The following is a 21,443-nucleotide window of genomic DNA, read 5'->3' on the forward strand; positions in this document are numbered from 1 at the left end:
ACATTGCTGCTTTACAGTCTCCCACGTGGCATAATGCCATTTATGAGTTCCGCCAGTGATGACAATCTTGAGATCCGCACACCTACCGGTACTGATGACCCATTGTCGGACGCCGAGATCAAGGAGTACCGCAAAGAGATCGACCGCCTCAACCGCGTCATCCTGGATGCTGTGAAGCGACGCACTGAGGTTTCCCAGGCCATTGGCAAAACCCGCATGGGGTCTGGTGGAACCCGCCTCGTGCATACTCGCGAAGTGGCTATCATCAATCAGTTCCGCGAGGAGCTTGGCGAGGAAGGCCCAGTCTTGGCTGGGGTTTTGCTGCGCCTGGGACGCGGTAAGTTGGGCTAGCAATCGCTTAACGACGAATGCTTCTGCCCTAGCGTTATTCCTGAGTGGAGTCGAGGACGACCTCAAACTCAAGGAGTTCTGCATTCGTAGCAGCTGGCTGGCGTGGCTGCTCACTTTCTTCGCCTTCCGGTTTCGCGTGCGCTGCGCGTGCATCACCGTCGCGCCACGCAGCGTAGGACTCTTCGTCGGCCCAGCGGGTGACTACGAAGTAACGATCCTCTCCTTTGACTGGGCGCAGGAGCTGGAAGCCCTCGAAACCAGGCGCCGAGTCGACGGCGTGTTTACGCGCTTTGAAGCGCTCCTCCAGGGTCTCAGCCGCGTCGGCGGGAACGGTCAGTGCGTTGATTTTTACAATGCTCATGGGCACTACTGTACCCGGGTCACACTAGCAGGCCCGTAGCTAAAGCTATTAAGAGGAGGACGACTGAGAACAACCACGCAATCGGAAACGTAAACTTAATATGCTTGCCCATGTTAGCTTCTGCAAGACCAATAGCGAGCCACAGCGCTGGCGAAAAAGGGCTGACAAATGTGCCGATAATGTTTCCGATGATCAACGCAGTTGCCGCGCCGGTGCCGGTCACACCAAAGGCGGCAGTGGTCTCTTGAACGATTGGCAAAATGGAGAAGTAGTAGGCATCGGTTGAAGTAGCCAGATCAAGTGGTACACCAAGAAGACCTACTATGACGTGCAACCACGGGCCGACAGATTCCGGCAGGACGGCCAGAAGCGACATTGCAATCTGTTCAAGCATTCCCGCGCCGTTAAGAACACCCAAGAACATTGCTGCGGCGATAATCACGCTCGCCATGGAAAGCGCGTTAGGCGCATGGCGTTTCATAATGTCAGCCTGATCGCTCGAGGTTTTAAAATTCACCAATAACAGCAGAGTCGTTCCAATCAAGAATGCTGGGGCGGGAGGCAACCAACCGCTCATCATTATTACAAGAAGAAGAATCGAAAGTGCGATGTTAAAGACAGTGATCCCCGTTCCTTGTCGGTGCTTAATACCGTCTTTTTCACGCTCTTTATTCTGACGTCGTTCGAAATCATCCGCAATTTCGTTGACATCGACACTGCCAGAGCCGACGAACTCAGAAGTAGTGCGCAGCTGCGCGATACGGCGCTGCTCCTTAAGACCGAGCAGCGCCGCGATCCCAAAAATCATGACTACGGCGATGCCTTGGATCGGAAGCAAATGTTGCCAGAGGGCGATCGGGTCTTGTTCAATAACTGAGGAGGCACGGCCGAGCGGTCCACCCCACGGCACCATGTTCATAACGGATGCAGCGATAGCAACGATTGCAAGGAGAACGTATCTGCTCATGTGAAGCGCCTTGTAAAGCGGCAACAAGGCAGGAATTGTGAGAAGGAACGTAGTGGCACCAGCTCCGTCGAGATGGGCGACAATCCCGATTGCCGCAGTGCCCACCGCGACAAGAACGACATTTCCTCGGGTCGCTTTGATGAGCGCTTTGATCACCGGGGTGAAAAGTCCCACGTCGGAGAGAACACCGAAGTAGATGATCGCAAATATAAACATCACCACGACATTCATGACCGAGCTGAGGCCATCCCCGAAGAATTCGGCGATGGCCTCGAACCCGAATCCCGCGCACAGTGCGCCGACGACAGGCACGAGTGTCATGACAATGACTGGGCTCGTTCTTCCGCGAATAAGGATGGCCACGGTCACGATGACGATGGCAAGGCCGATAATTGTCAGTGCGAGCGGCGTCTGCATATCAAGGCTCCCTGTCGTAGGGGTAGAAGGTAGTGGGCAGCAGCTAGTAGGTAGTTACAGGACTGAGAACAACGTGTCACCCACATCGTGTTAACGCATAATTTACAAACGCAGATCACTTTTGTCTTGATTTTTCACAAGAAACTAAATTATTTTCTGTTCATTTCAACGTCATGCCTAATGCTCGCTTTCTTACTACACTCGAACGCAGGAGATACCTAGCGTTGTGCAACCACACTTTCTTCAGAAGGAGCATGAATAATGTCCGATATCACAACCACTGCTGCATGGAAGAAGCTAGACGCGCTCTACTCGTCAAAGAAGGACACGACTCTGCGTGACCTGTTCGAAGAGGATGGCCGCGCAGACAAGTACACGCTTGATGCGGCTGGCCTGCACGTGGATCTGTCCAAAAACTTGATCGACGAGGAAATCGTCGACGCTCTTGTCGCGCTGGCAGAGGAAGGTGACTTAAAAGGAGCCACCGAAAAAATGTTCACCGGTGTCCACATCAACAACACAGAGGATCGCGCGGTACTCCATACCGCTCTGCGCCTGCCTGTTGAGGAGAACCTCGAGGTTGACGGCCAGGATGTTGCGGCGGACGTGCACGAGGTACTCGGGCGAATGCGCGACTTTGCATCGTCGTTACGCTCTGGTGACTGGCTTGGGCATACTGGCCGCACCATCAAGACTGTGGTGAACATCGGGATCGGCGGGTCTGACTTGGGCCCTGCCATGGTCACGAAGGCACTACGCACCTATGCAACTGCGGGCATCACCGCGGAGTTCGTGTCCAACGTTGACCCAGCAGATATGACCCGGGTGCTTGCTGAGGTTGATCCAGAATCGACTCTATTCATCGTGGCGTCGAAAACTTTCACCACTCAAGAGACCCTGGCTAATGCGCATGCTGCGAAGCGCTGGCTGCTAGAAAAGTTCGACAACGAAGAGTCCGCGATTGCAAAGCACTTCGTCGCGGTGTCGACAAACGCTGAGAAGGTTGCAGAGTTCGGGATTGATACCCACAACATGTTCCCATTCTGGGATTGGGTAGGTGGCCGCTACTCTGTAGATTCCGCGATTGGCCTCTCACTGATGGCTGTGATCGGCCCGCAGGACTTCATGCGTTTCCTCGAAGGCTTCAACGCGATGGATGAGCACTTCCGCAACGCCGAGATCCGCGAAAACATTCCTGCACTCATGGGTCTGATCAACGTGTGGTACCGCAACTTCTACGGTGCACAGTCGCACGCCGTCCTGCCTTATTCTGAGGATCTGGGCCGCTTCCCTGCATACTTACAGCAGCTGACCATGGAGTCCAACGGTAAGTCGGTACGCCGTGACGGCACGCCAGTCACCTATGACACCGGCGAAGTCTTCTGGGGCGAGCCTGGCACCAACGGCCAGCATGCTTTCTACCAGCTGATTCACCAGGGCACCACGATGATCCCCGCGGACTTCATCGGTTTTGCTAACCCGAAGGAGGATCTGCCAACAGCATCAGGTGATGGTTCCATGCATGACCTTTTGATGGGCAACTTCTTTGCGCAGACGAAGGTGCTGGCATTCGGTAAAACTCTTGAGGAGATCCTCGACGAAGGCGTGTCTAAAGAGGTAGCTCCGCACAAGGTGATGCCGGGCAACCGCCCCACTACTACGATCTTGGCGGAGGAACTGACTCCGTACGTTGTTGGTTCCCTGATCGCTCTCTACGAGCACATCACCTTCACCGAAGGCGTGATCTGGGATATCAACTCGTTTGACCAGTGGGGTGTGGAGCTGGGGAAGCAACAGGCAAACCAGCTTGCCGCTGCTGTGTCCGGTGAACAGAAGGCAGATACTGGGGATTCATCAACCGATAATTTGATTGCGTGGTACCGCAACCAGAAGTAACGGTAGCGTCTCTTGCGTGGCTAGCGTCTCGTCGCTTGTGTCTCGCTAGCGCGAAGCCCTGTCGCCCATACCCTTAAGTGCCCGACACTTGCGGGTATGGGCGACACCGTTTGTTCTAACACCTATTTCCCCGCGCCAGCGTACGAAATACCGCAAGCGCGCGAGGAGTTAGCCGCACTGGGGGTATCGCCGGAGCTTATCGACGAGTATCTTGGCATCATTCACGGACGCGCCACCACCAGGCGATATGGCGCGACGTGGTGACTGGGAGGTGCCTACATCTTGATCATGGGTTCCCAGCCGACGGGGATTCGATCACTATCAACGATGCGGCGACCGAACGGGAAGCAGGTCACCGGAATCATACGGAGGTTGGCGATTGCCAGGGGGATACCAATGATGGTGATGGCCTGAGCCGCCGCGGTGGTGATATGGCCGATGGCTAGCCACAGTCCGGCGATAACAAACCAGATGACGTTGCTGATCGTGGAGAACACACCGGTACCTTCGTTGGGTTGGATGACGGAGCGCCCAAAGGGCCACAGAGCGAACTTAGCCATGCGGAATGATGCTATGCCCGCAGGAATCGTAATGATGAGGATGCATGCGAGGATGCCGAAAAGGAAGTAGCCGATTGCCAAGGGCAAGCCCGCGAAGATTAGCCAGATGATGTTCAGAATAAAGTTCATAATTTCTAGCCTATAGGATCTGGCTGCCAAGCGATATGGAGGTTGGTTGGCACGCCGAGATAGGTTCCGTTTGAGCGCAATCTTTAAGGCAAGATGGACAGGTCTCAAAGGTTCAAAAGTTTTAGAGAGAAGGCTTCGTGCAAGGAATCATTGACTGGATCGTCAACCTGATGGAAATTCTTGGGGCTCCTGGAGTTGGCATTGCCATTTTGCTGGAGAATGTTTTCCCACCAATTCCGTCAGAAGTTGTGCTTCCGCTTGCAGGCTTTACGGTGGCGCAGGGCTCGCTAAACATGCTGGCTACGTTTATTTGGGCAACGGCTGGCTCGGTGGTGGGCGCTTATTTGCTTTATGGCTTAGGTGCGTGGCTGGGGGCTGATCGCCTGCGCCGGATCGCCGATAAGATGTGGCTTGTTGACGCTAACGATGTTGATTCGGCTTTGCACTGGTTTGATAAATATGGTGCGGCCTCGGTATTTTTCGGACGCTTGATTCCCGGCGTGCGCTCACTTATTTCCATCCCCGCCGGTATTGACCGCATGAATCTTGTGAAGTTTGGCCTGTGGACTTTGGCTGGCTCCGGAATCTGGAACGCCCTGCTGATTTACTTGGGCTATCTCTTGGGCGACCAGTACACCAAAGTTGCCGACGTGGTCGACCAATACTCGAACATCATCTACATCGTCATCGCCGTAGCGCTGATCGCGCTGATCACCTACCTGATCAGGCGCAATAACAAGCGCAAGAAGTCAGACCAGTCCCGCAACCGCCCACCGAACAACTAGCCGTAGGGCTGGCAGTGCGGGCACCACCAGATCACGCGTTCAAGATCCCCGTCTCCCCCGAGGAATCCCTTGGTAATCAAGGTGGTGCACCGCCTACAAGGCTTGTTGTTGCGGCCGAATACGTAAGCTGTTTCCCCGGCTCGCTTGACTCCTGTGGTAACGCGGACCGGGGAATCTTTGTTGGCCCACATGAGTCTGCGCGAGATGTCGAGGATTTTTCGCACGTCAACCACCCGGACCTTCCGCGCTGGGTGGATCCCAGCGATGAAGCAGATTTCGGCGCGATACTCGTTACCAATTCCTGCCACATTCTTTTGGTCAAGCAGCGCGCGCCCGATTTCCATGTCGGGCTGTGCCTCGATGCGTCGCACGGCTTCGTCGATGTCCCACTCTGGGGCGAGAATATCAGGACCCAAATAACTAACTCGCTGCTGGTAATCACGCGCGGGATAGATGTCGACCAGCCCTAGCCAGTGCCCCACCACCTCAATATTACGGGAGTGTTCGTCGTTAAGCTCAAGCACGACGCGCGCGGAATGTCCCGGTTTGCGCCACCGCGTCCCGGCGCGATGGATTGCCCAGGTGCCTTCCATTTTGAGGTGGGTCTGCAGGATGTCACTGCCGAACTGCATAAACAGGTGCTTTCCGTAGGGCCACACTTTGTTGCAGGTCAGACCAGTGAAGTCGACGGTAGCGAAGCTGGGCCAGCGGATCGAGCAGCGCGTGACTTCGCGGCCTTCCATGAAGTTGAGGCGTTTGGCTAGTTGGTAAACGGAATCACCCTCGGGCATGCTTGTGACAGTAGCCCACGGCAAGCCCTACCCCCTCCCACACCCCCAGCGAACCCGTTTAAGAAATTTTATTGTCCATACACCTTTTCCTTAGGTGTGGCCCAGGCTAGACTCAGTGTTATGTTCTTCTTCAACACTGTCTTTCCAATACTTCCTGCTCTCATTGCTCTGCTTTTCGGGATATCCCCTCTCCAGACTCCCACTCCTGCTCCTGCACCGATCGTGATTGACGGACCTACCGAACCTGACATGTACAGTGGCTACCGTTATCAACAGATCGACGACACCACGCTCGAAGTAAGCTTTTGGCACCCTAATGGGTGCCCCCCGCTGCTTGATACCACCGTCTCAGAAACCCACGATACTGTGACCATCACGTTTGTTGAGGTTCCGGCCGACCCGAACGAGGAACAATTGATGTGCCACCAAGCGTTTATTGAGGTTTTCTCTACAGTTAATCTTGACTCTCCACTCGGTGATCGCAACGTCATTATCGAGGGCCCGCTGACGCAGGGGGCTTAGACGCCGGGAAGGATTAACTGAGCTCTTCGATCGCTTCAGCAACCGTGCGTCCACGCTTTTTGCTTGTCGACGAGCCGCCGCGCCCACCAATTTTCGCGCCACGAGGAGTAACTGCGGCCCCATAATCGCGCAAAATGTATGCGCTTTCACCGTTCAAGCGCTCCACATTCAACGGGGCGATCCGCCCGTGGCTTACCTCGTCGTGAAGTGCACTTACAACCACACCCATGGGGTCTCCTATCCCTTCAGGGAAGCCTTCGAAGAAGGTGGTCATGGTCTTGCCACCACGAGTAACGTGGGCAGCCAACAACCCGTCGATCAGCACCACCAACGCCCCCGCGCTGCGAGTTGGGCCTTGCTCGGGCCACGGCAGGGCTGCGCCATATGGGTTGGCGGGGTCGGTGGCTGCCAGCACGTGGACTTTAGGTTCGCGTGCGCCAGATGGCCAGCCGACAACGTCGTCGGTGTCTTGGTGTCCGCGCAGCCGGTCGATCACGGCGGGAGTGGAGAATTGGGAGGCACCCAAACCCTCCACGAGGTATCCGCGCATCGCTTTGCCTGATTCCTCGAAACCACTTAAAACCTTGTATGCCAGGGCAAAACCGCCGATCACGTCTTCGGAAACTACGGAGCCACGGGTGACTACGCCGTAGCGGTCCAGCCAGGCCTCCCCCTGCGCCACTGACCGCGTGGTGGCGTCAGTATCTGGTGCAGGGGTCGCAGCCCAACGCCCTGCCATGTCCGGTGGTGTCACTGGGGCGAACGAGTTGCGCCCCATGCGCACCCGCGAGCGTGATGGGCGGCGCTTGACCTTGTGCGCCGTCTTTCCACCGGACAGCCTGGCGCGGATCGGTGCGAACGAGTCTGGTGCAATCTGTCCTGCTTCAACAAGGTCCCACATTGCCTCACGTAAATCCTCGGTGGTGGTGCCTTCCAGAAAGTCTGTAAACAAGAATCCGCCCCCGCCGCGCATGCGCTCCATCACGCGTTGCTGGGTCAGGCTCAGCATGGGTTCGTCGCTCTGCGGCATGAGTTGCTCTGCGTAGTCGGCAGGCAGCAGCCTAATCCACGGGTCACCCGCGCCGGCCTTGCCAGCACCGACGATGAGCACTTCGCCAGACAAGGTGAGTTCATCGAGCATGAGTGGTGAGTAGTCGCCCACTCGCGAGGGCAGCACCAAGGATTCCCAAGCGCTTGCCGGCAGGCGCACACCGGCTAGCTGCTCAATCACCGTGTATACGCCGTCGGCACCACGCAAGGCTGGGCGTACCCCATGTTCTGCAACGTTGGCCCAGTCCACAGTAAATCGTGCGAACGCGGATTGGGTCACCGGCCTAGTTTGGGCCCGTGCCGCGGCCAGCGAGCGTGAGCGGATGATCCGCAGCACCTCAGCGGCGACGTATTCCTGCTCGTCGATGCCTTGCCGGTAGCGCCCTTCGATCACCTTGTCTGCATCCACCAGCGGTTGCAGTGCCGAATAGGCCGCCCCGACTGCCAGACCAAAGGCATCCGCCACATCGCGCAGGGTAAACGGGCCGCGGGTGCGCACCCACCTGCCCACTAGCTGCTGCAGCGCATCTTCCACGGTGTCTACTTGGGCGGCCACCCCCGGTGGCACGGGCACACCCAACCCGTCACGCAGCAGCGGTGCATCCTGTACCTGCGCCACATGCTCGTGCCCACCGATGCGCACCCGCATAATCCGCCCGGCCAGCGACTGCTCCAGCGCATTCAATGGCACGGTTGTGTAGTCCGCTAGGTCGTCGATACGCACCGGGCCAGTCATGCGCAACGTGTCGGCGAATTGTTCCGCAGTGGCAGCTTTACCTACCCGCCGTAGCGACGCATCAACTTCGGCAATGATCTCCGCATCAAGCAGCTCGCGCAGCTCAACGGTGCCCAGTAGCTTGGCCAGCAACGCTGGGTCCAGGGCCAACGCCGCCGCGCGCTTTTCGGCGAGGGGCGTATCCCCTTCGTACATGAATGCGCCGGTGTAGTTGAACAATAACGAAGATGCGAAAGGGCTGGGTTGATCGGTGGTGACCTCAGCGATCCGCACCTTGCGGGTATTGAGCTGCCCCATCACGTCCTCGAGCGCGGGCAGATCGTAAACGTCCTGCAAACATTCGCGAACCGTCTCCAAGATGATGGGGAATGAGGGATACTTGCGCGCCACATCCAGCAATTGTTCCGCACGTTGGCGTTGCTGCCACAACGGCGCACGTTTGCCTGGATTTCTGCGTGGCAGCAGCAAAGCACGGGCTGCACATTCACGGAAACGGGAGGCAAACAGCGCGGAATTACCTACCTGATCAGTGACGATCTCGGCAATTTCGTCCGCATCGAACACAAACAGCGAGCCGTCCGGTTCTTTATCCATCTGGGGCAGACGCAGCACGATGCCGTCATCGCCCGCCACCGCTTGGGCATCCATGCCGGTTTCCTGCGCGATCCGCCACCCAGTCGCCAGCGCCCACGCCGCGTTCACACCCTTGCCAAATGGGGTGTGTAGAACCACACGCCAGTCTCCCAGCTCGTCGGTGAACCTCTCGAGCACCAGTGTGGTGTCATCCGGGATCACACCGGTGGCTTCGGCTTGCTCCGCCAAGTATTGCGCCAGGTTTGACTTTGCTTTGGCATCCAGGCTCTTATCGACGATCGCGTGGTCTACGTAGGCCTGTCGTCGATACGCGCCAACCGCCTTTCCTAGCTCATAGGGCCTGCCTTGCGCATCCCCTGTCCAAAAAGGAAGCCGACCAGTGTGCCCCGGGGCTGGGGTGACTTGGACTTGGTCGCGGGTGATGTTCTCGATACGCCAGCTCGACGCTCCCAGAGTGAACACGTCACCCACGCGGGATTCGTACACCATTTCCTCGTCGAGCTCACCAACGCGGCGTGGTGCCTTGCCCGATCCGGATCTTCCTCCGCCTTCTTCTCCTCCGTGTCGTCTTCCGCCGTCTTCCGAACTTGTGAGGAAGACCCCAAACATGCCGCGGTCCGGGATAGTGCCGGCGTTAGTCACGGCCACGCGCTGGGCGCCGGGCCGGGCGCGCAGGATGGTGCCGTCAAGGATGGCGCGGGGCTTCAAATCCGCAAAATCAGTAGACGGGTACACACCTGTCACAAGGTCGATCACTGAGTCAAAAACTTCGCGCGCCAAATCGCGGTAAGGCCACGCGCGGCACACGGTCTCATACCACTCGTCTACCTCGATGTCTTCCACGGCAATCGCCGCCACGGTCTGTTGCGCCAGCACATCCAGTGGATTGCGTGGTGTACGCAGCTCCTCGATCAGGCCCTCACGCATCCGCGGCACGGTCACGGCGGTCTGCACCAGATCAGAACGATGCTTCGGGTAAAACGAGCCGTGGCTGACCGCCCCCACCTGGTGCCCGGCGCGACCCACACGCTGCAGGCCGGAGGCCACCGACGGTGGTGATTCCACCTGCACCACCAGCTCCACCGCACCCATATCAATGCCCAGTTCCAGCGAGCTGGTGGCCACCACCGCTTTCAGCGTGCCTTCCTTGAGCATGCGCTCGGTCATGGCGCGCTCGTCCTTGCTCACACTGCCGTGGTGCGCACGTGCGATCACGGGTGCAGCATGTCCTGCGGTATCGCTTGGCTTCATCAGCTGGGCCGGCGGTCGACGTTCGGGCGCGCTTAACGACGCCGGATCGTGCTCAACTGCCCACCTCTCGTTGAGCTGCGATGTCAATCGTTCTGCCGTGCGCCTGGAATTCACAAACACCAAGGTGGAGCGGTGCGCCATGATCTCGTCGTAAAGCTGTGCTTCAATGTGGGGCCAGATGGACTTTGAGGCGCCAGCTCCTGCGTCGCTGGCCGGAAAAGCAGCTCCTGCCTCGCCTAGGCCCAGTTGATCATCGACGATGGAGTCGCCGATCATACTTGCTTCTTCAGGCACAGGTAGATCACTCATGTCGTCGACAGGCACGCGGACGTGGAGTTCCCATTTCTTTTCCGCGGTCGGGTTGATAATTGTGGTGTTCTCACCCAGGAAGTTGGCCACTGCGTCGAGTGGTCGCACGGTAGCTGAAAGCCCGATGCGCTGAAAATTTCCGGCGATGCGGCGCAGACGCTCCAAGGTCAAGGTGAGGTGCACGCCACGTTTGGTGCCGGCCAGGGCGTGGATTTCGTCGATGATCACGGTGTGCACGTCTTTGAGGATCGCTGCTGCTTTGGAGGTCAACATCAGGTAAGCGGATTCCGGCGTGGTGATCAGGATGTCAGGTGGTTTGCGCACCTGGCGGTTGCGTTCTGATTGTGGGGTGTCTCCGCTGCGCACGGCCACGGAGATATCTGGCATCGGCCGACCCATTCGTTGCGCTACTCGCGCGATACCGCTCAATGGTGCGCGCAAGTTATTCTCCACGTCGACGCCGAGGGCCTTCAATGGAGAGATATAGAGCACTGTGACGCCGCGGGTTTCGGAACCTGTTGCGCGCCCAACAGGCAGTACCTGTTGGCCGTCGCGCTCTACTAGTGAGTTCAGTGACCACAAAAATGCTGCCAGAGTTTTACCGGAGCCGGTAGGTGCCACCACCAGGGAGTTTTCACCAGCGGAGATCGCTGTCCATGCCTCTGTTTGGACGGCGGTAGGGCCTGCGAAAACTTCTGAAAACCACGTGGCCACCTGTGGGTGGAATCGGCCCAGAATGTTTTCGCTCATGGGACTACTTTAGCCTTCTTGGGCCCTGTTAAGCCTCTGGGCGTGTAGTCGCGGTTAGTACCCGCAATTCGGTGACGCACGGTAGTCTGGGAACCATGACCGCTCAGTATTCTGATTCTCGGCTGACAAACCTTATCGCCCAGGGCACCGGTGAGATCCTGAAGGGGATTCGCGGCGTGGGTACGCTGCGTGGCCGCGAGCTCGGCGAGGCTGGTGATGATCTTGCGCAAAACTGGATCGCGCGTGTGCTGCGCCAGCACCGCCCCGATGATGGCTTCCTGTCGGAGGAAGCTGCCGATAACCCAACCCGTTTGGATAAAGACCGTGTGTGGATCGTCGACCCGCTCGATGGCACAAAGGAGTTTGCTACCGGACGCCAGGACTGGGCGGTGCACATTGCTTTGGTGATTGATGGTGTACCGAAGCATGCTGCTGTGGGGCTGCCGGACTTGGGCGTGGTGTTTAAGTCGTCGGATGTGCGCCACGTGTCTGGCCCGTTTGCGGGCAAGATCGCGATTTCTCGTAATCGTCCGCCGAAGATCGCAGACCATGTTGCCCAGGGCCTCGGTTTTGAGGTGGATGGGTTGGGTTCGGCTGGCGCGAAGGCGATGCATGTGCTGCTGGGAGACCATGACGCCTATGTGCACGCTGGTGGCCAGTATGAGTGGGATCAGGCAGCACCGGTTGGTGTCGCGCTGGCTGCTGGCCTGCACGCCTCCCGCCTCAATGGCGATCCACTGCGATATAACAATGAGGATACTTATATCCCGGATTTGTTGATCTGTCGGCCTGAGTTGGCGGACCAGATCCTGGAGTTGACTAACGCTTACCTGGACGAGCACGGCAGCTTCGAGGGTTAAGTTTAAGCTCACTTTATCACTTGCCGACGATTCCCCTGCCGCACTTTTTGGCGGTAAGGTTGCGGTCATGACTGTGCCTACTCCCTATGAGGATCTTCTCCAAGACATTCTTGATAATGGCCAGGCCAAGGGCGACCGCACGGGTACTGGCACCCGCAGCGTGTTTGGCCGCCAGATCCGCTACAACCTTGCCCACTCATTCCCCCTGTTGACCACCAAGAAGGTGTTCTTCAAGGGGGTTGTCGGCGAGTTGTTGTGGTTCTTGCAGGGCGATTCCAACGTGCAGTGGCTGCAAGACAACAACATCAAGATTTGGGATGAGTGGGCCAGCGAAGATGGCGAGTTGGGCCCTGTCTATGGCGTGCAGTGGCGCAGCTGGCCCACCCCGGACGGTAGCCACATTGACCAAATTCAGGGTGCGCTGAACACGTTGCGCAGCAATCCTGATTCGCGCCGCAATATTGTCTCGGCGTGGAATGTGGCGGAGCTGGACAAGATGGCGCTGCTGCCCTGCCACTTGCTGTTTCAGTTGTATGTGGTTGACGGTACGCTGTCGATGCAGGTCTACCAGCGCTCCGCAGACATGTTTTTAGGTGTGCCGTTTAACATCGCGTCCTATTCTTTGCTCACTCACATGTTTGCCCAGCAGGCAGGCCTGGATGTTGGTGAGCTGATTTGGACAGGCGGGGACTGCCACATCTACAACAATCACGTTGAGCAGGTACGCGAGCAGCTTTCGCGTGAGGCCCGCCCGTACCCACAGCTGAAACTGAACAAGGCGGCGTCGATCTTTGAGTACTCCTTCGACGATATTTCTGTGGAAGGGTATGACCCACACCCGAAGATTTCTGCCCCGGTGTCGGTATGATTGGCGCGATTTGGGCCCAGTCCCTTGATGGTGTGATCGGCGACGGCCGTACAATGCCGTGGCACCTGCCCGAGGATCTGCGCCATTTCAAGGAAACCACCTTAGGTTATCCCGTGATCATGGGCAGGCGCACATGGGAGTCGCTGCCGAAGAGACCACTGCCGGGCCGCGATAACTTCGTCGTGTCCTCGCGTGAGGCCGGTCAGTGGTCGAATGGCGCTTTCGTGGTCCCTGATGTTCCCCAGTTGGACACTGACGCGTGGATTCTCGGCGGGCCGCAGCTCTGGGAGTCCTACATGGATTGGTTGGACGTCATCGAGATCACGCTTATCGACGCCCACGTCGCCGAGCATTACGGTAAGCGGGCAGTCATGGCCCCACGGGTACCTGAGCACCTGTTTGCCTTGATGTTGGACACCGAGTGGATCACGTCGGAGAAAGGCAAGCTTGTCCTGCCAGGGGTTGCTGACTCAGCCGAGGATAAATTACAGGAGCCGCTACGTTACCGGTTCCTCCGCTATGAACGAAAGGTTGCAAAAGATAATGTCTGAGCAAACAAATCACGTCACCATGTACCTGACCGATTGGTGCCCGCACTGCGCGAAGCTGCGCAAGCATCTGGATCGCACTGAGACCCCGTACGCCACCATCGACATTGAGGCCGAGGGCAATGAGGAAGCAGCCGAGTGGGTGAAGTCAGTTAATGACGGTAATGCTGTCGTTCCAACCATCCGCTACTCGGATGACACCCACGAGACCAACCCGCGCGCATCCGCGGTGCGTGCGAAACTCCGCGAGCTGACGGGCGAGGCTTAAGCACTAGCGGAGTACGGCCACGCTCCGCTACAGGTTGTTGTCTTCGTCCTCTTCACCAAATAGGTCAAGCATGTCCTGTGGGGATAATGAAGCGAAGTGTCCACTGAGATCGCGCCCCGAAACCTCGTTGAGGTAGTTTTCGATTGCGGTCTTTAAACGGCGCGCATCATGCGGGTTGAGTAGCATGATGCGTTCCGTTGACCCACCCGGCAGCTCCTTGTCTACCGACAGTGCAGGAATATTATCTTTCACCACGACTTCCACCTTGATTTTGCGGCGCTGAATATCGGTGAAACGCGGTTGTGTCTGGGGCATAGTCCTCAAATCTTCCTTTCACTCAAAAGCGTTGTTGCTTTTCCACAACAAACAGTACGTCCAGCCTAATTTACGGTACTTTCGCGTTGTGCGGTAGCCTTAGTCTTCGTTGCGTCGAACGCAACTACTCGTTGCCCCAGTAGCTCAGTGGATAGAGCACGGCTCTCCTAAAGCCGGTGTCGGAGGTTCGATTCCTCTCTGGGGCGCTCGGCCAACTTCCAACGACTAGCGGAGACACGGGGGCTTCTGCCCCACCCCCGACTTCCACCCCAAGTGGCGTAAAATGGTGTCACCCAGCAATCGATGTGTAACATGAAGAACGTGAGCCAGGGTTGAGCGCAAGCAAGAATGCCCCGGGCAGCAACTCCGAGGACCCACCGCGTAACAGCATGGGTCCTCGTGCTTATATTCAGTTCGCAGGATCCTTCACGTACGAGTCGAAACTCCGGCTCTGCCACCGAACTATCGCTGATCTCAACCACTCTGAAATCCTCTACTCAGCTCGACCTCTCTTCGACGCAGTAGCACAGAGCCCACTCAACGAAGAAAACATGCGAAAGCTAGCGAAAGTCAGGGCTGCCACAATCAGAAGAACGAACGAATAACCAGAGATCGATCATCGTTTTTAGTTCCCGCTACATTGACTTATCTGCGGCGATGTCGGCGTGTAGGGATGGACTGCTGGTTTTTTACAAAAGCAATTATAAAATCTAGCTAGTGAAACGCCCGTAGTCAGCAGAAGATGCCTACAGGTTGCTGAACTCTGCAAGACGCGCGAAACCTTTCGAGGTGACTTCATGCACGGTCGCGATTTTTCGTTTTGAGCATCCGATTCTTGAACTTGCGTTGCCATGGAGAACCTGCCCTTAAGACGCTAGACAGCACACCTAGATACGGGCGGTTCCATGATTATTTCCACTGAATCACACACCCTCTCGTCGTCAAGCGCGAACATAACCACACGCACAAAGCCAAATCACTGCCCGATCGTGTGGCATTTTTCACTTTACTGCCATAAATAGTATCAATCATTCGAAAGTGGGAGTAGCGTCAAAAGTACCGTAACCATACCGAGTTAAGGAGCTCACATGACCGTCGACACTGCATGGCACCGCCGTCCTGAAGGCGCAGGCGACACCATCACCAAGGAAACCGCGGATCTTATCCACAAGTGGTGGCGTGCAGCAAACTACCTCTCCGTCGGCCAAATCTACCTGCTGGATAATCCCATGCTGCGTCGACCGCTGCAGCGCGACGATGTCAAGCCACGTCTTCTCGGCCACTGGGGCACCACCCCGGGTCTGAACTTCATCTACGCGCACGCAAACCGCGTAATCAAGGAACGCGACCTTAACGCTATCTATGTCACCGGCCCTGGCCACGGTGGCCCAGGCATTGTGGCAAACACCTACCTTGAAGGAACCTACTCCGAGATCTACCCGGACGTGACTCAAGACGACAAGGGTATGCAGCAGCTGTTCCGCCAGTTCTCCTTCCCAGGTGGCATCCCATCCCACGCAGCACCGGAAACCCCAGGTTCCATTCATGAGGGTGGCGAGCTTGGCTACGCACTCTCCCATTCCTACGGCGCGGCCTTCGACAACAAGGATCTGTTGGTTTTTGCGGTCGTCGGCGACGGCGAAGCAGAGACCGGCCCGCTAGCCACCTCCTGGCATGCGAACAAGTTTGTCAACCCAGAAAAAGACGGTGTGGTCCTGCCGATTCTGCACCTCAACGGTTACAAGATTGCCAACCCAACCGTCTTGGCGCGCATCCCAGAAGACGAGCTCGAAGCACTTATGGTCGGCTACGGGCACAAGCCACACTTCTTCACCGGTGGCTTTGATGATGAAACTCCTGAGAGCTATCACACCCGCTTTGCAAAGGTAGTCGACGACTGCCTCGACGAGATCGCCGATATCAAGGCAGCAGCTGCCGCAGCAGCAGAAAAAGGTGAGGAGATCGAACGGCCTGCTTGGCCGATGATTGTCCTGCGCACCCCGAAGGGCTGGACCGGCCCGAAGGAAATCGACGGCAAGGTCACCGAAGACTCGTGGCGCGCACACCAGGTACCACTGGCATCCGCGCGTGACACCAAGGAACACCTGGCGGACCTGGCCGAGTGGATGGAATCATACAAACCGAGCGAGCTTTTCGACGACAACGGCATGCTGCGCGACGACGTTGCAGAACTTGCACCCGTCGGCGAGCGCCGTATGTCTGCCAACCCCATCACCAACGGTGGCATGGTTCTGAAAGACTTGATTCTGCCAGACTGGCGTGACTATGGCATTGACGTCCAAGAACCGGGCACCCCCTTGACGGAGGCAACCCGTCGCCTGGGCACCTACTTCCGTGACGTGATCAAACTTAACCCGGACAACTTCCGTATCTTCGGCCCCGACGAAACCGCATCGAACCGCCTGCAGGATGTCTACGAAGTCACCGACAAGCAGTGGAACGCCGAATACTTGCCTAACGACGAGATGGATGGCCACCTCGCACGTGCTGGCCGCGTCGTCGAGATGCTCTCTGAACACCAGTGCCAGGGCTGGCTCGAAGGCTACTTGCTCACCGGCCGCCACGGCATGATGAGCTCCTATGAGGCCTTTATCCACATTGTGGACTCCATGGTCAACCAGCACGCTAAGTGGCTCAAGGTGTGCAACGAGATTCCGTGGCGCCGCCCTATTGCGTCGCTGAACTACTTGCTGTCCTCCCACGTGTGGCGCCAGGATCACAACGGTTTCTCCCACCAAGACCCTGGTTTCATCGACCATGTTGTAAACAAGAAGGCCGAGGTTGTCCGGGTCTACCTCCCCTGCGACACCAACACTCTCCTCTCCACTTTTGACCACTGCCTGAAATCCAAGAACTACGTCAATGTGGTTGTGGCGGGTAAGCAGCCGAATCCGAACTGGCTCTCCGTCGACGAGGCGAACAAACACTGCACCAGGGGCTTGGGCATCTGGCACTGGGCAGGTACCGAAGGTGATGGCGACGAACCCGACGTTGTCCTGGCCTGCGCTGGCGACATCCCCACCTTGGAGACTTTGGCCGCAGCCAAGATGCTGCGCGAAGCAGTCCCAGAGCTGAAGATCCGCGTGGTCAACATCGTGGATCTGATGCGCCTGCAGCACGAAAAGGAGCACCCGCATGGCCTGTCTGATAAAGAATTTGACACCATCTTCACCAAGGACAAGCCAGTCATCATGGCGTACCATGGCTACCCTTGGCTGATTCATCGCCTAACTTACCGCCGCAACAACCACTCCAACCTGCATGTCCGCGGTTTCATTGAAGAGGGCACCACCACAACCCCATTCGATATGGTTATGCGTAACAACCTCGACCGCTTCCACTTGGTCATGGACGTTATTGACCACGTTGAAGGCCTGGGCTCCAAGTACGCGAACCTGCGCCAGTACATGGCTGATGCGCGTATCTACGCACGTGCGTACGCCTACGCCAACGGCGAAGACGTGCCATCGGTTGCTAACTGGACCTGGTCTGATAAAACGGATGCAGCTCAGGACACCATCGACGCGACAGTCTTCACCGGCGGCGACAACGAGTAAGCCTAGGGCCCCAATGGGGTGAAGCCAAAGGCGTGGAATGTCACCGTATCTCCTTGGGCGGCGACATGGCCTGGGTCTGCTGTGGTAGTCCACAAGTTGAGATGTAACTGTTCTTTATTGGGCTGTGGCACGCCCTCGGTGGCCACAGCATGGGACAAGATGGTGCCATCTGCTTGAGTAGTTACCACCCGCAGCAGATCTGGTGCCCACGTGGCGGTGGTGGTCAGCTCCTGGTGTCCTTCTGGCACATCAAACTCATTGAGGTTGATGCGCGTGCCGTCGGTATCTGTGTACATGGTTTCACCGCCATGGGAGTACTGGCGGGCGGTATCACCCCAGCGCGAGATCTCAATAAAATCGATCTCTGTTACCCCAGCGGCAGCCTTGTGGCCTGGCACAACAACATCAGCCCAGTCATAGGTGAAAATGCCGAGCACTGTGTGCGGATCAAACGCATCAAAATCAGCTGAGTAGCGGAAGTAATAAGTGCCGTAGCCGAGGGATTCTTCGGCGATCAGCTCTACCCCACCGTTAATACCTCGGGATTCGAGCACGAGATCGCCAGCATCATCGACTGTGGCCCCATCTACCCAGTAGCTCTCACCGGTTTCTGGGTGCGCAGCTTGGGGCCCACCCCAGCCTACAATCTCTTCGTTGGTTCCCCGGATCGCCCAGGTGTGGCCTTCCCAGCTGAGGGTGTCTAGGTTGTAGGTAGATGAAAAGTCCACAGAGTGTGTCACGGTGCTTTCTCCGGATCGTGCGGCGAAAAGAATGGCCATCGCCAGGGCCAGCAAGGTTAGCTTAGGCCACACCTTAGCGTATTTCACACTCGTGCCCTTCGTGGTTGAAACCGTGTGCAGGTAGAACAAGCGCCAGGGCTTAAGCAGCGGGCCTTAGAGCGAATCCCCAAAATCTTCGCGGAACTTGGCCACCAAATCCTGCGCCCAGGATCCCTTCGGCGCTAAACGCCCGTAGAAGAAACGCAGAATTTCTGGCTCCTCCACCCACTCGAGCCCACCGATCAAATGCCGGTTTTGGTACAGCCAGTCAATCCGGTCGATCGTGTAATTGACTTGCGAAAGCGTAAACACACGCCGTGGCATTGCTAGGCGGACAAGTTCCATATCAGCTAAAGGCTCCACACCTTCGTCGTCACGCTGCTCACTCATCGTGCCGCGTTCCATGCCACGCACACCAGAGGCAATATACAGCGCTGCCGCCAGTGCACCTGCGGGGTAGTCATCCTGCGGGATGTGATCGACAAAACGCATTGCATCCACGTGCGCACCGAGACCACCGGCTGGAGTAATCACCGGAATATTGCGGCGGTCTAGCTCTCCTACCATATATTCGATGAACTGCGGACCCTGATTAATCATGTCCTCATCCATCGTTTCGTCCAGGCCCACAGTGATCGCTTCCATCTCCCGGACGGACATCCCGCCATAGGTAAGAAAGCCCTCGTACATCGGCACATATCCGCGCATGCGCTTGTACATGTCCTCATTACGGATGCAGATTCCGCCACCGCGGCCAAACCCGAGTTTGCGCGCCGAGAAGTACAGCACATCGCAGTTCTGCGCCATTTCTGCTGTAATGTCGCGTATCGACGCATCCTTGTACTGCTCTTCGCGTGTTTTGATGAAGTGCAAGTTATCAGCCAGCAAGGATGCATCAAGGACCATAGGTACCTCGAACTCCTGGCACACTGCGTACGCCTCACGCATGTTCTGCAGTGAGAAAGGCTGGCCGCCAATCAGGTTTGTGCCTGCCTCCATCCGCACAAAAGCTACCTTTGATGGATCAGCAGCCACAGTGTCACGGAGCTTATCGACGTTGATATTGCCCTTGAACTTCTTTGTCGAGGTGACCTCAAGGCCGCTTTCGTCGATCAGCTCAATGACTTCTCCCCCACGGTGGGTGATGTGCTGTTTGGTGGTGGTGAAGTGATAGTTCATTGGCACAATTGAACCTTCGGTGACCAGCACTTCAGAGATAATGTTTTCACAAGCACGGCCCTGGTGCGCGGGCAGGAAGTACTCCATACCGAAGAGCTCGCGGACCTTGTTTTCTAAGCGCGTATAGGTTGCTGAACCTGCGTAGGCATCATCAGCTCCCAGCATGGCTGCCTGCTGGTCCTGGCTCATCGCGTTGACCCCAGAGTCTGTGAGCATGTCGAGGAATACATCCGCGTTTTGTAGCAGGAACGTGTTATAGCCTGCGCCTTCCATTGCCACCACGCGCTCTTCGATGGGTAAAAGCGTGAGCTTCTGGATGATTCGTACCTTGTGCATCTCCAGTGGCAACTGCTGACCACGGAAGAACTTCACTTTCGACATACTTACTCCTTGTTATATGAACAGACCCTGCAACTTGAGTCTAGAGCTTTAAGTGTGCCATGCAGTTGCCAGGCCCGGGCCACGGCCCATGATTTGCGCTTATTTCCTTGCGGGACAACTAGCGCAATAGTCAGCCTGTTACTAGAGTGCCACATGCGACTATTTACGACATCAAGTATTCCCGGCGTGGCATCCTCAAAGCTGCCACCTTCGCAGCAGCTGCCAGCACTGTCGGCGCTAGTGCGCTCGCCACCGCCCCTTCTGCCTCTGCTCAAGGCCGAGTGCTTGGCACGGTTATCGACTACTCCGCCGGCGTTCCTTCCGGTCGCGCAGTGCGCGCCGCTGGCCACATGGGGCCGTACGTTATGTTTCGCAGCCTCGCCCCGACGCCCTTTCATGGATGAAGGGCAAACCCGTTAGCCTTTCTGAAACTCGCGACTTTGCGGCCAACGGCCTTGCCACTGCGTCTGTCTACCAGTTTGGCCGGGCTAGCACTGCCGATTGGCTTGCTGGCGCTTCAGGTGCCGCGACACATGCCCCGCAGGCGATTAACCTGCACCAGGCGGCAGGCGGGCCAACGGGCCGGCCCATTTACATTGCTATCGACGACAACCCCACCTGGGCCCAGTACACACAGCAGATCCGCCCCCACTTGCGGGCATTTCAGGCCGCTCTGACAAACGCTGGCTACCTCACTGGTGTCTATGGCAACTGGAACGTCATCGAGTGGTGCGTTAACGACGGCATCGGTTCGTTCTTCTGGCAACACGACTGGGGCTCCGGTGGCAAAATCCACCCACGCACCACCATCCACCAAAAAGCGAAGTGGCAGGCCTATATTGATGGTGTTCAGGTGGACATTAATAGTGTCTACGCAGCCGATTGGGGCCAGTGGACACCCGGACAGCCACCGATCATTCCGGCAGTACCGGTAGGGGGATCGTCGATAAGCGATGCTGCAAACATGTCATCACAGATCGCAGGCCAATTCCAAGCCCCGGACATCCAGCGCGTCATCGACCAGGCACGTAACGTCTTACCCTAAGCTCGGAACTTAGCGAACGTACCGGGTAGAGGGTACATCCAAGTCTCAGCCACGTTATCAGCGATCACAGGCGGTCGGCGAACTAGCTTAAAGATTCCCCTACCTTTTGGCAAGAAGGCTCCCTTGATTACACGACCGAATTCTCAATATGAT

Annotated in this window: 18 protein-coding genes, 1 tRNA gene and 1 pseudogene; 12 read left to right on the forward strand and 8 right to left on the reverse strand. The window is 57.1% G+C overall.

What is annotated here, in order from left to right:
• Positions 1-42: 42 nt before the first annotated feature.
• Complete coding sequence (locus CKV99_RS07965) at positions 43-351, forward strand: chorismate mutase (protein WP_092258726.1); 309 nt, start codon at positions 43-45, stop codon at positions 349-351.
• Between the two features lie 34 nt (positions 352-385).
• On the opposite strand, the gene CKV99_RS07970 is transcribed toward CKV99_RS07965, so the two are convergent.
• Both CKV99_RS07970 and CKV99_RS07975 read right to left on the reverse strand, forming a co-directional pair.
• Positions 386-712: an antibiotic biosynthesis monooxygenase family protein gene (locus CKV99_RS07970; protein ID WP_092258729.1), complete on the reverse strand. Its 327-nt coding sequence runs from the start codon at positions 710-712 to the stop codon at positions 386-388.
• 19 nt (positions 713-731) lie between these two features.
• Positions 732-2,096 carry a CitMHS family transporter gene (locus tag CKV99_RS07975; RefSeq protein ID WP_092258733.1) on the reverse strand — a complete coding sequence of 455 codons (1,365 nt, stop codon included), beginning with the start codon at positions 2,094-2,096 and terminating at the stop codon, positions 732-734.
• Positions 2,097-2,357: 261 nt separating this feature from the next.
• Here CKV99_RS07975 and pgi point away from each other — a divergent pair, with 261 nt between their 5' ends.
• Together pgi and CKV99_RS14265 are read left to right on the forward strand one after the other, a co-directional pair.
• Positions 2,358-3,992 carry a glucose-6-phosphate isomerase gene (pgi, locus tag CKV99_RS07980; protein WP_092258736.1) on the forward strand — a complete coding sequence of 545 codons (1,635 nt, stop codon included), beginning with the start codon at positions 2,358-2,360 and terminating at the stop codon, positions 3,990-3,992.
• Between the two features lie 96 nt (positions 3,993-4,088).
• Complete coding sequence (locus CKV99_RS14265) at positions 4,089-4,256, forward strand: hypothetical protein (RefSeq protein ID WP_157728400.1); 168 nt, start codon at positions 4,089-4,091, stop codon at positions 4,254-4,256.
• Positions 4,257-4,267: 11 nt separating this feature from the next.
• Here CKV99_RS14265 and CKV99_RS07985 read toward each other — a convergent pair whose 3' ends face one another.
• Positions 4,268-4,681 (reverse strand): YccF domain-containing protein, encoded by a 414-nt coding sequence (locus CKV99_RS07985; protein ID WP_092258739.1) that lies wholly within the window; start codon positions 4,679-4,681, stop codon positions 4,268-4,270.
• Between the two features lie 137 nt (positions 4,682-4,818).
• Here CKV99_RS07985 and CKV99_RS07990 point away from each other — a divergent pair, with 137 nt between their 5' ends.
• Positions 4,819-5,466, forward strand: coding sequence for a DedA family protein (locus CKV99_RS07990; RefSeq protein ID WP_092258742.1), 648 nt, complete (start codon positions 4,819-4,821; stop codon positions 5,464-5,466).
• Here the strand turns inward: CKV99_RS07990 and CKV99_RS07995 are convergent.
• Complete coding sequence (locus CKV99_RS07995; RefSeq protein WP_092258744.1) at positions 5,463-6,257, reverse strand: DNA-formamidopyrimidine glycosylase family protein; 795 nt, start codon at positions 6,255-6,257, stop codon at positions 5,463-5,465. The two genes, CKV99_RS07990 and CKV99_RS07995, sit on opposite strands and share 4 nt — an antisense overlap.
• 120 nt (positions 6,258-6,377) lie before the next feature.
• Between CKV99_RS07995 and CKV99_RS08000 the strand changes: the two genes are divergently transcribed.
• Positions 6,378-6,779: a hypothetical protein gene (locus CKV99_RS08000; RefSeq protein ID WP_092258747.1), complete on the forward strand. Its 402-nt coding sequence runs from the start codon at positions 6,378-6,380 to the stop codon at positions 6,777-6,779.
• A 13-nt stretch (positions 6,780-6,792) separates the two neighbouring features.
• Here CKV99_RS08000 and CKV99_RS08005 read toward each other — a convergent pair whose 3' ends face one another.
• Positions 6,793-11,469, reverse strand: a complete 4,677-nt coding sequence (locus CKV99_RS08005; RefSeq protein WP_092258749.1) for a DEAD/DEAH box helicase — start codon at positions 11,467-11,469, stop codon at positions 6,793-6,795.
• 95 nt (positions 11,470-11,564) lie between these two features.
• Here CKV99_RS08005 and CKV99_RS08010 point away from each other — a divergent pair, with 95 nt between their 5' ends.
• The 4 genes from CKV99_RS08010 to CKV99_RS08025 all read left to right on the forward strand — a co-directional run bounded on the left by CKV99_RS08010 (position 11,565) and on the right by CKV99_RS08025 (position 14,013).
• Positions 11,565-12,329, forward strand: a complete 765-nt coding sequence (locus CKV99_RS08010) for a 3'(2'),5'-bisphosphate nucleotidase CysQ (RefSeq protein WP_092258752.1) — start codon at positions 11,565-11,567, stop codon at positions 12,327-12,329.
• A 67-nt stretch (positions 12,330-12,396) separates the two neighbouring features.
• Positions 12,397-13,197, forward strand: coding sequence for a thymidylate synthase (locus tag CKV99_RS08015; protein ID WP_092258755.1), 801 nt, complete (start codon positions 12,397-12,399; stop codon positions 13,195-13,197).
• Positions 13,194-13,748, forward strand: coding sequence for a dihydrofolate reductase (locus tag CKV99_RS08020; protein WP_092258758.1), 555 nt, complete (start codon positions 13,194-13,196; stop codon positions 13,746-13,748). Before CKV99_RS08015 ends, CKV99_RS08020 begins: the two co-directional genes overlap by 4 nt.
• Complete coding sequence (locus tag CKV99_RS08025; protein WP_092258760.1) at positions 13,741-14,013, forward strand: mycoredoxin; 273 nt, start codon at positions 13,741-13,743, stop codon at positions 14,011-14,013. The genes CKV99_RS08020 and CKV99_RS08025 overlap by 8 nt, the downstream gene beginning before the upstream one ends.
• Before the next feature lie 27 nt (positions 14,014-14,040).
• On the opposite strand, the gene CKV99_RS08030 is transcribed toward CKV99_RS08025, so the two are convergent.
• A complete protein-coding gene (locus tag CKV99_RS08030; protein ID WP_092258763.1) occupies positions 14,041-14,328 on the reverse strand; it encodes a hypothetical protein in 288 nt (95 codons plus the stop codon).
• A gap of 133 nt (positions 14,329-14,461) precedes the next feature.
• Here CKV99_RS08030 and CKV99_RS08035 point away from each other — a divergent pair.
• A tRNA-Arg gene (locus tag CKV99_RS08035) sits at positions 14,462-14,534 on the forward strand.
• Positions 14,535-15,416: 882 nt separating this feature from the next.
• A complete protein-coding gene (locus CKV99_RS08040; RefSeq protein WP_092258766.1) occupies positions 15,417-17,906 on the forward strand; it encodes a phosphoketolase family protein in 2,490 nt (829 codons plus the stop codon).
• A gap of 2 nt (positions 17,907-17,908) precedes the next feature.
• Here CKV99_RS08040 and CKV99_RS08045 read toward each other — a convergent pair whose 3' ends face one another.
• Positions 17,909-18,733, reverse strand: a complete 825-nt coding sequence (locus tag CKV99_RS08045; protein ID WP_092258768.1) for a hypothetical protein — start codon at positions 18,731-18,733, stop codon at positions 17,909-17,911.
• Positions 18,734-18,799: 66 nt separating this feature from the next.
• Entirely contained in the window at positions 18,800-20,245 is a 1,446-nt protein-coding gene (locus CKV99_RS08050) for a tryptophanase (protein ID WP_092258771.1), read from the reverse strand.
• A gap of 170 nt (positions 20,246-20,415) precedes the next feature.
• Between CKV99_RS08050 and CKV99_RS08055 the strand changes: the two are divergent.
• Positions 20,416-21,290 (forward strand): annotated as a pseudogene (locus CKV99_RS08055) (DUF1906 domain-containing protein).
• Positions 21,291-21,443: the final 153 nt, after the last annotated feature.

The organism is Corynebacterium cystitidis (assembly GCF_900187295.1).
In the GTDB taxonomy this organism is placed as follows: Bacteria; Actinomycetota; Actinomycetes; order Mycobacteriales; family Mycobacteriaceae; genus Corynebacterium; species Corynebacterium cystitidis.

Excerpts from the sequence above, each read along its gene's own strand:
- CKV99_RS08050 (WP_092258771.1), bottom strand. The coding sequence starts at position 20,245 with ATGTCGAAAGTGAAGTTCTTCCGTGGTCAGCAGTTGCCACTGGAGATG.
- CKV99_RS07985 (WP_092258739.1), bottom strand. The coding sequence starts at position 4,681 with ATGAACTTTATTCTGAACATCATCTGGCTAATCTTCGCGGGCTTGCCC.
- CKV99_RS08020 (WP_092258758.1), top strand. The coding sequence starts at position 13,194 with ATGATTGGCGCGATTTGGGCCCAGTCCCTTGATGGTGTGATCGGCGAC.
- CKV99_RS14265 (WP_157728400.1), top strand. The coding sequence starts at position 4,089 with ATGGGCGACACCGTTTGTTCTAACACCTATTTCCCCGCGCCAGCGTAC.
- CKV99_RS07975 (WP_092258733.1), bottom strand. The coding sequence starts at position 2,096 with ATGCAGACGCCGCTCGCACTGACAATTATCGGCCTTGCCATCGTCATC.
- CKV99_RS08025 (WP_092258760.1), top strand. The coding sequence starts at position 13,741 with ATGTCTGAGCAAACAAATCACGTCACCATGTACCTGACCGATTGGTGC.
- CKV99_RS08015 (WP_092258755.1), top strand. The coding sequence starts at position 12,397 with ATGACTGTGCCTACTCCCTATGAGGATCTTCTCCAAGACATTCTTGAT.
- CKV99_RS08000 (WP_092258747.1), top strand. The coding sequence starts at position 6,378 with ATGTTCTTCTTCAACACTGTCTTTCCAATACTTCCTGCTCTCATTGCT.
- CKV99_RS07970 (WP_092258729.1), bottom strand. The coding sequence starts at position 712 with ATGAGCATTGTAAAAATCAACGCACTGACCGTTCCCGCCGACGCGGCT.
- CKV99_RS08010 (WP_092258752.1), top strand. The coding sequence starts at position 11,565 with ATGACCGCTCAGTATTCTGATTCTCGGCTGACAAACCTTATCGCCCAG.
- pgi (WP_092258736.1), top strand. The coding sequence starts at position 2,358 with ATGTCCGATATCACAACCACTGCTGCATGGAAGAAGCTAGACGCGCTC.
- CKV99_RS07995 (WP_092258744.1), bottom strand. The coding sequence starts at position 6,257 with ATGCCCGAGGGTGATTCCGTTTACCAACTAGCCAAACGCCTCAACTTC.
- CKV99_RS08005 (WP_092258749.1), bottom strand. The coding sequence starts at position 11,469 with ATGAGCGAAAACATTCTGGGCCGATTCCACCCACAGGTGGCCACGTGG.
- CKV99_RS08030 (WP_092258763.1), bottom strand. The coding sequence starts at position 14,328 with ATGCCCCAGACACAACCGCGTTTCACCGATATTCAGCGCCGCAAAATC.
- CKV99_RS07965 (WP_092258726.1), top strand. The coding sequence starts at position 43 with ATGAGTTCCGCCAGTGATGACAATCTTGAGATCCGCACACCTACCGGT.
- CKV99_RS08040 (WP_092258766.1), top strand. The coding sequence starts at position 15,417 with ATGACCGTCGACACTGCATGGCACCGCCGTCCTGAAGGCGCAGGCGAC.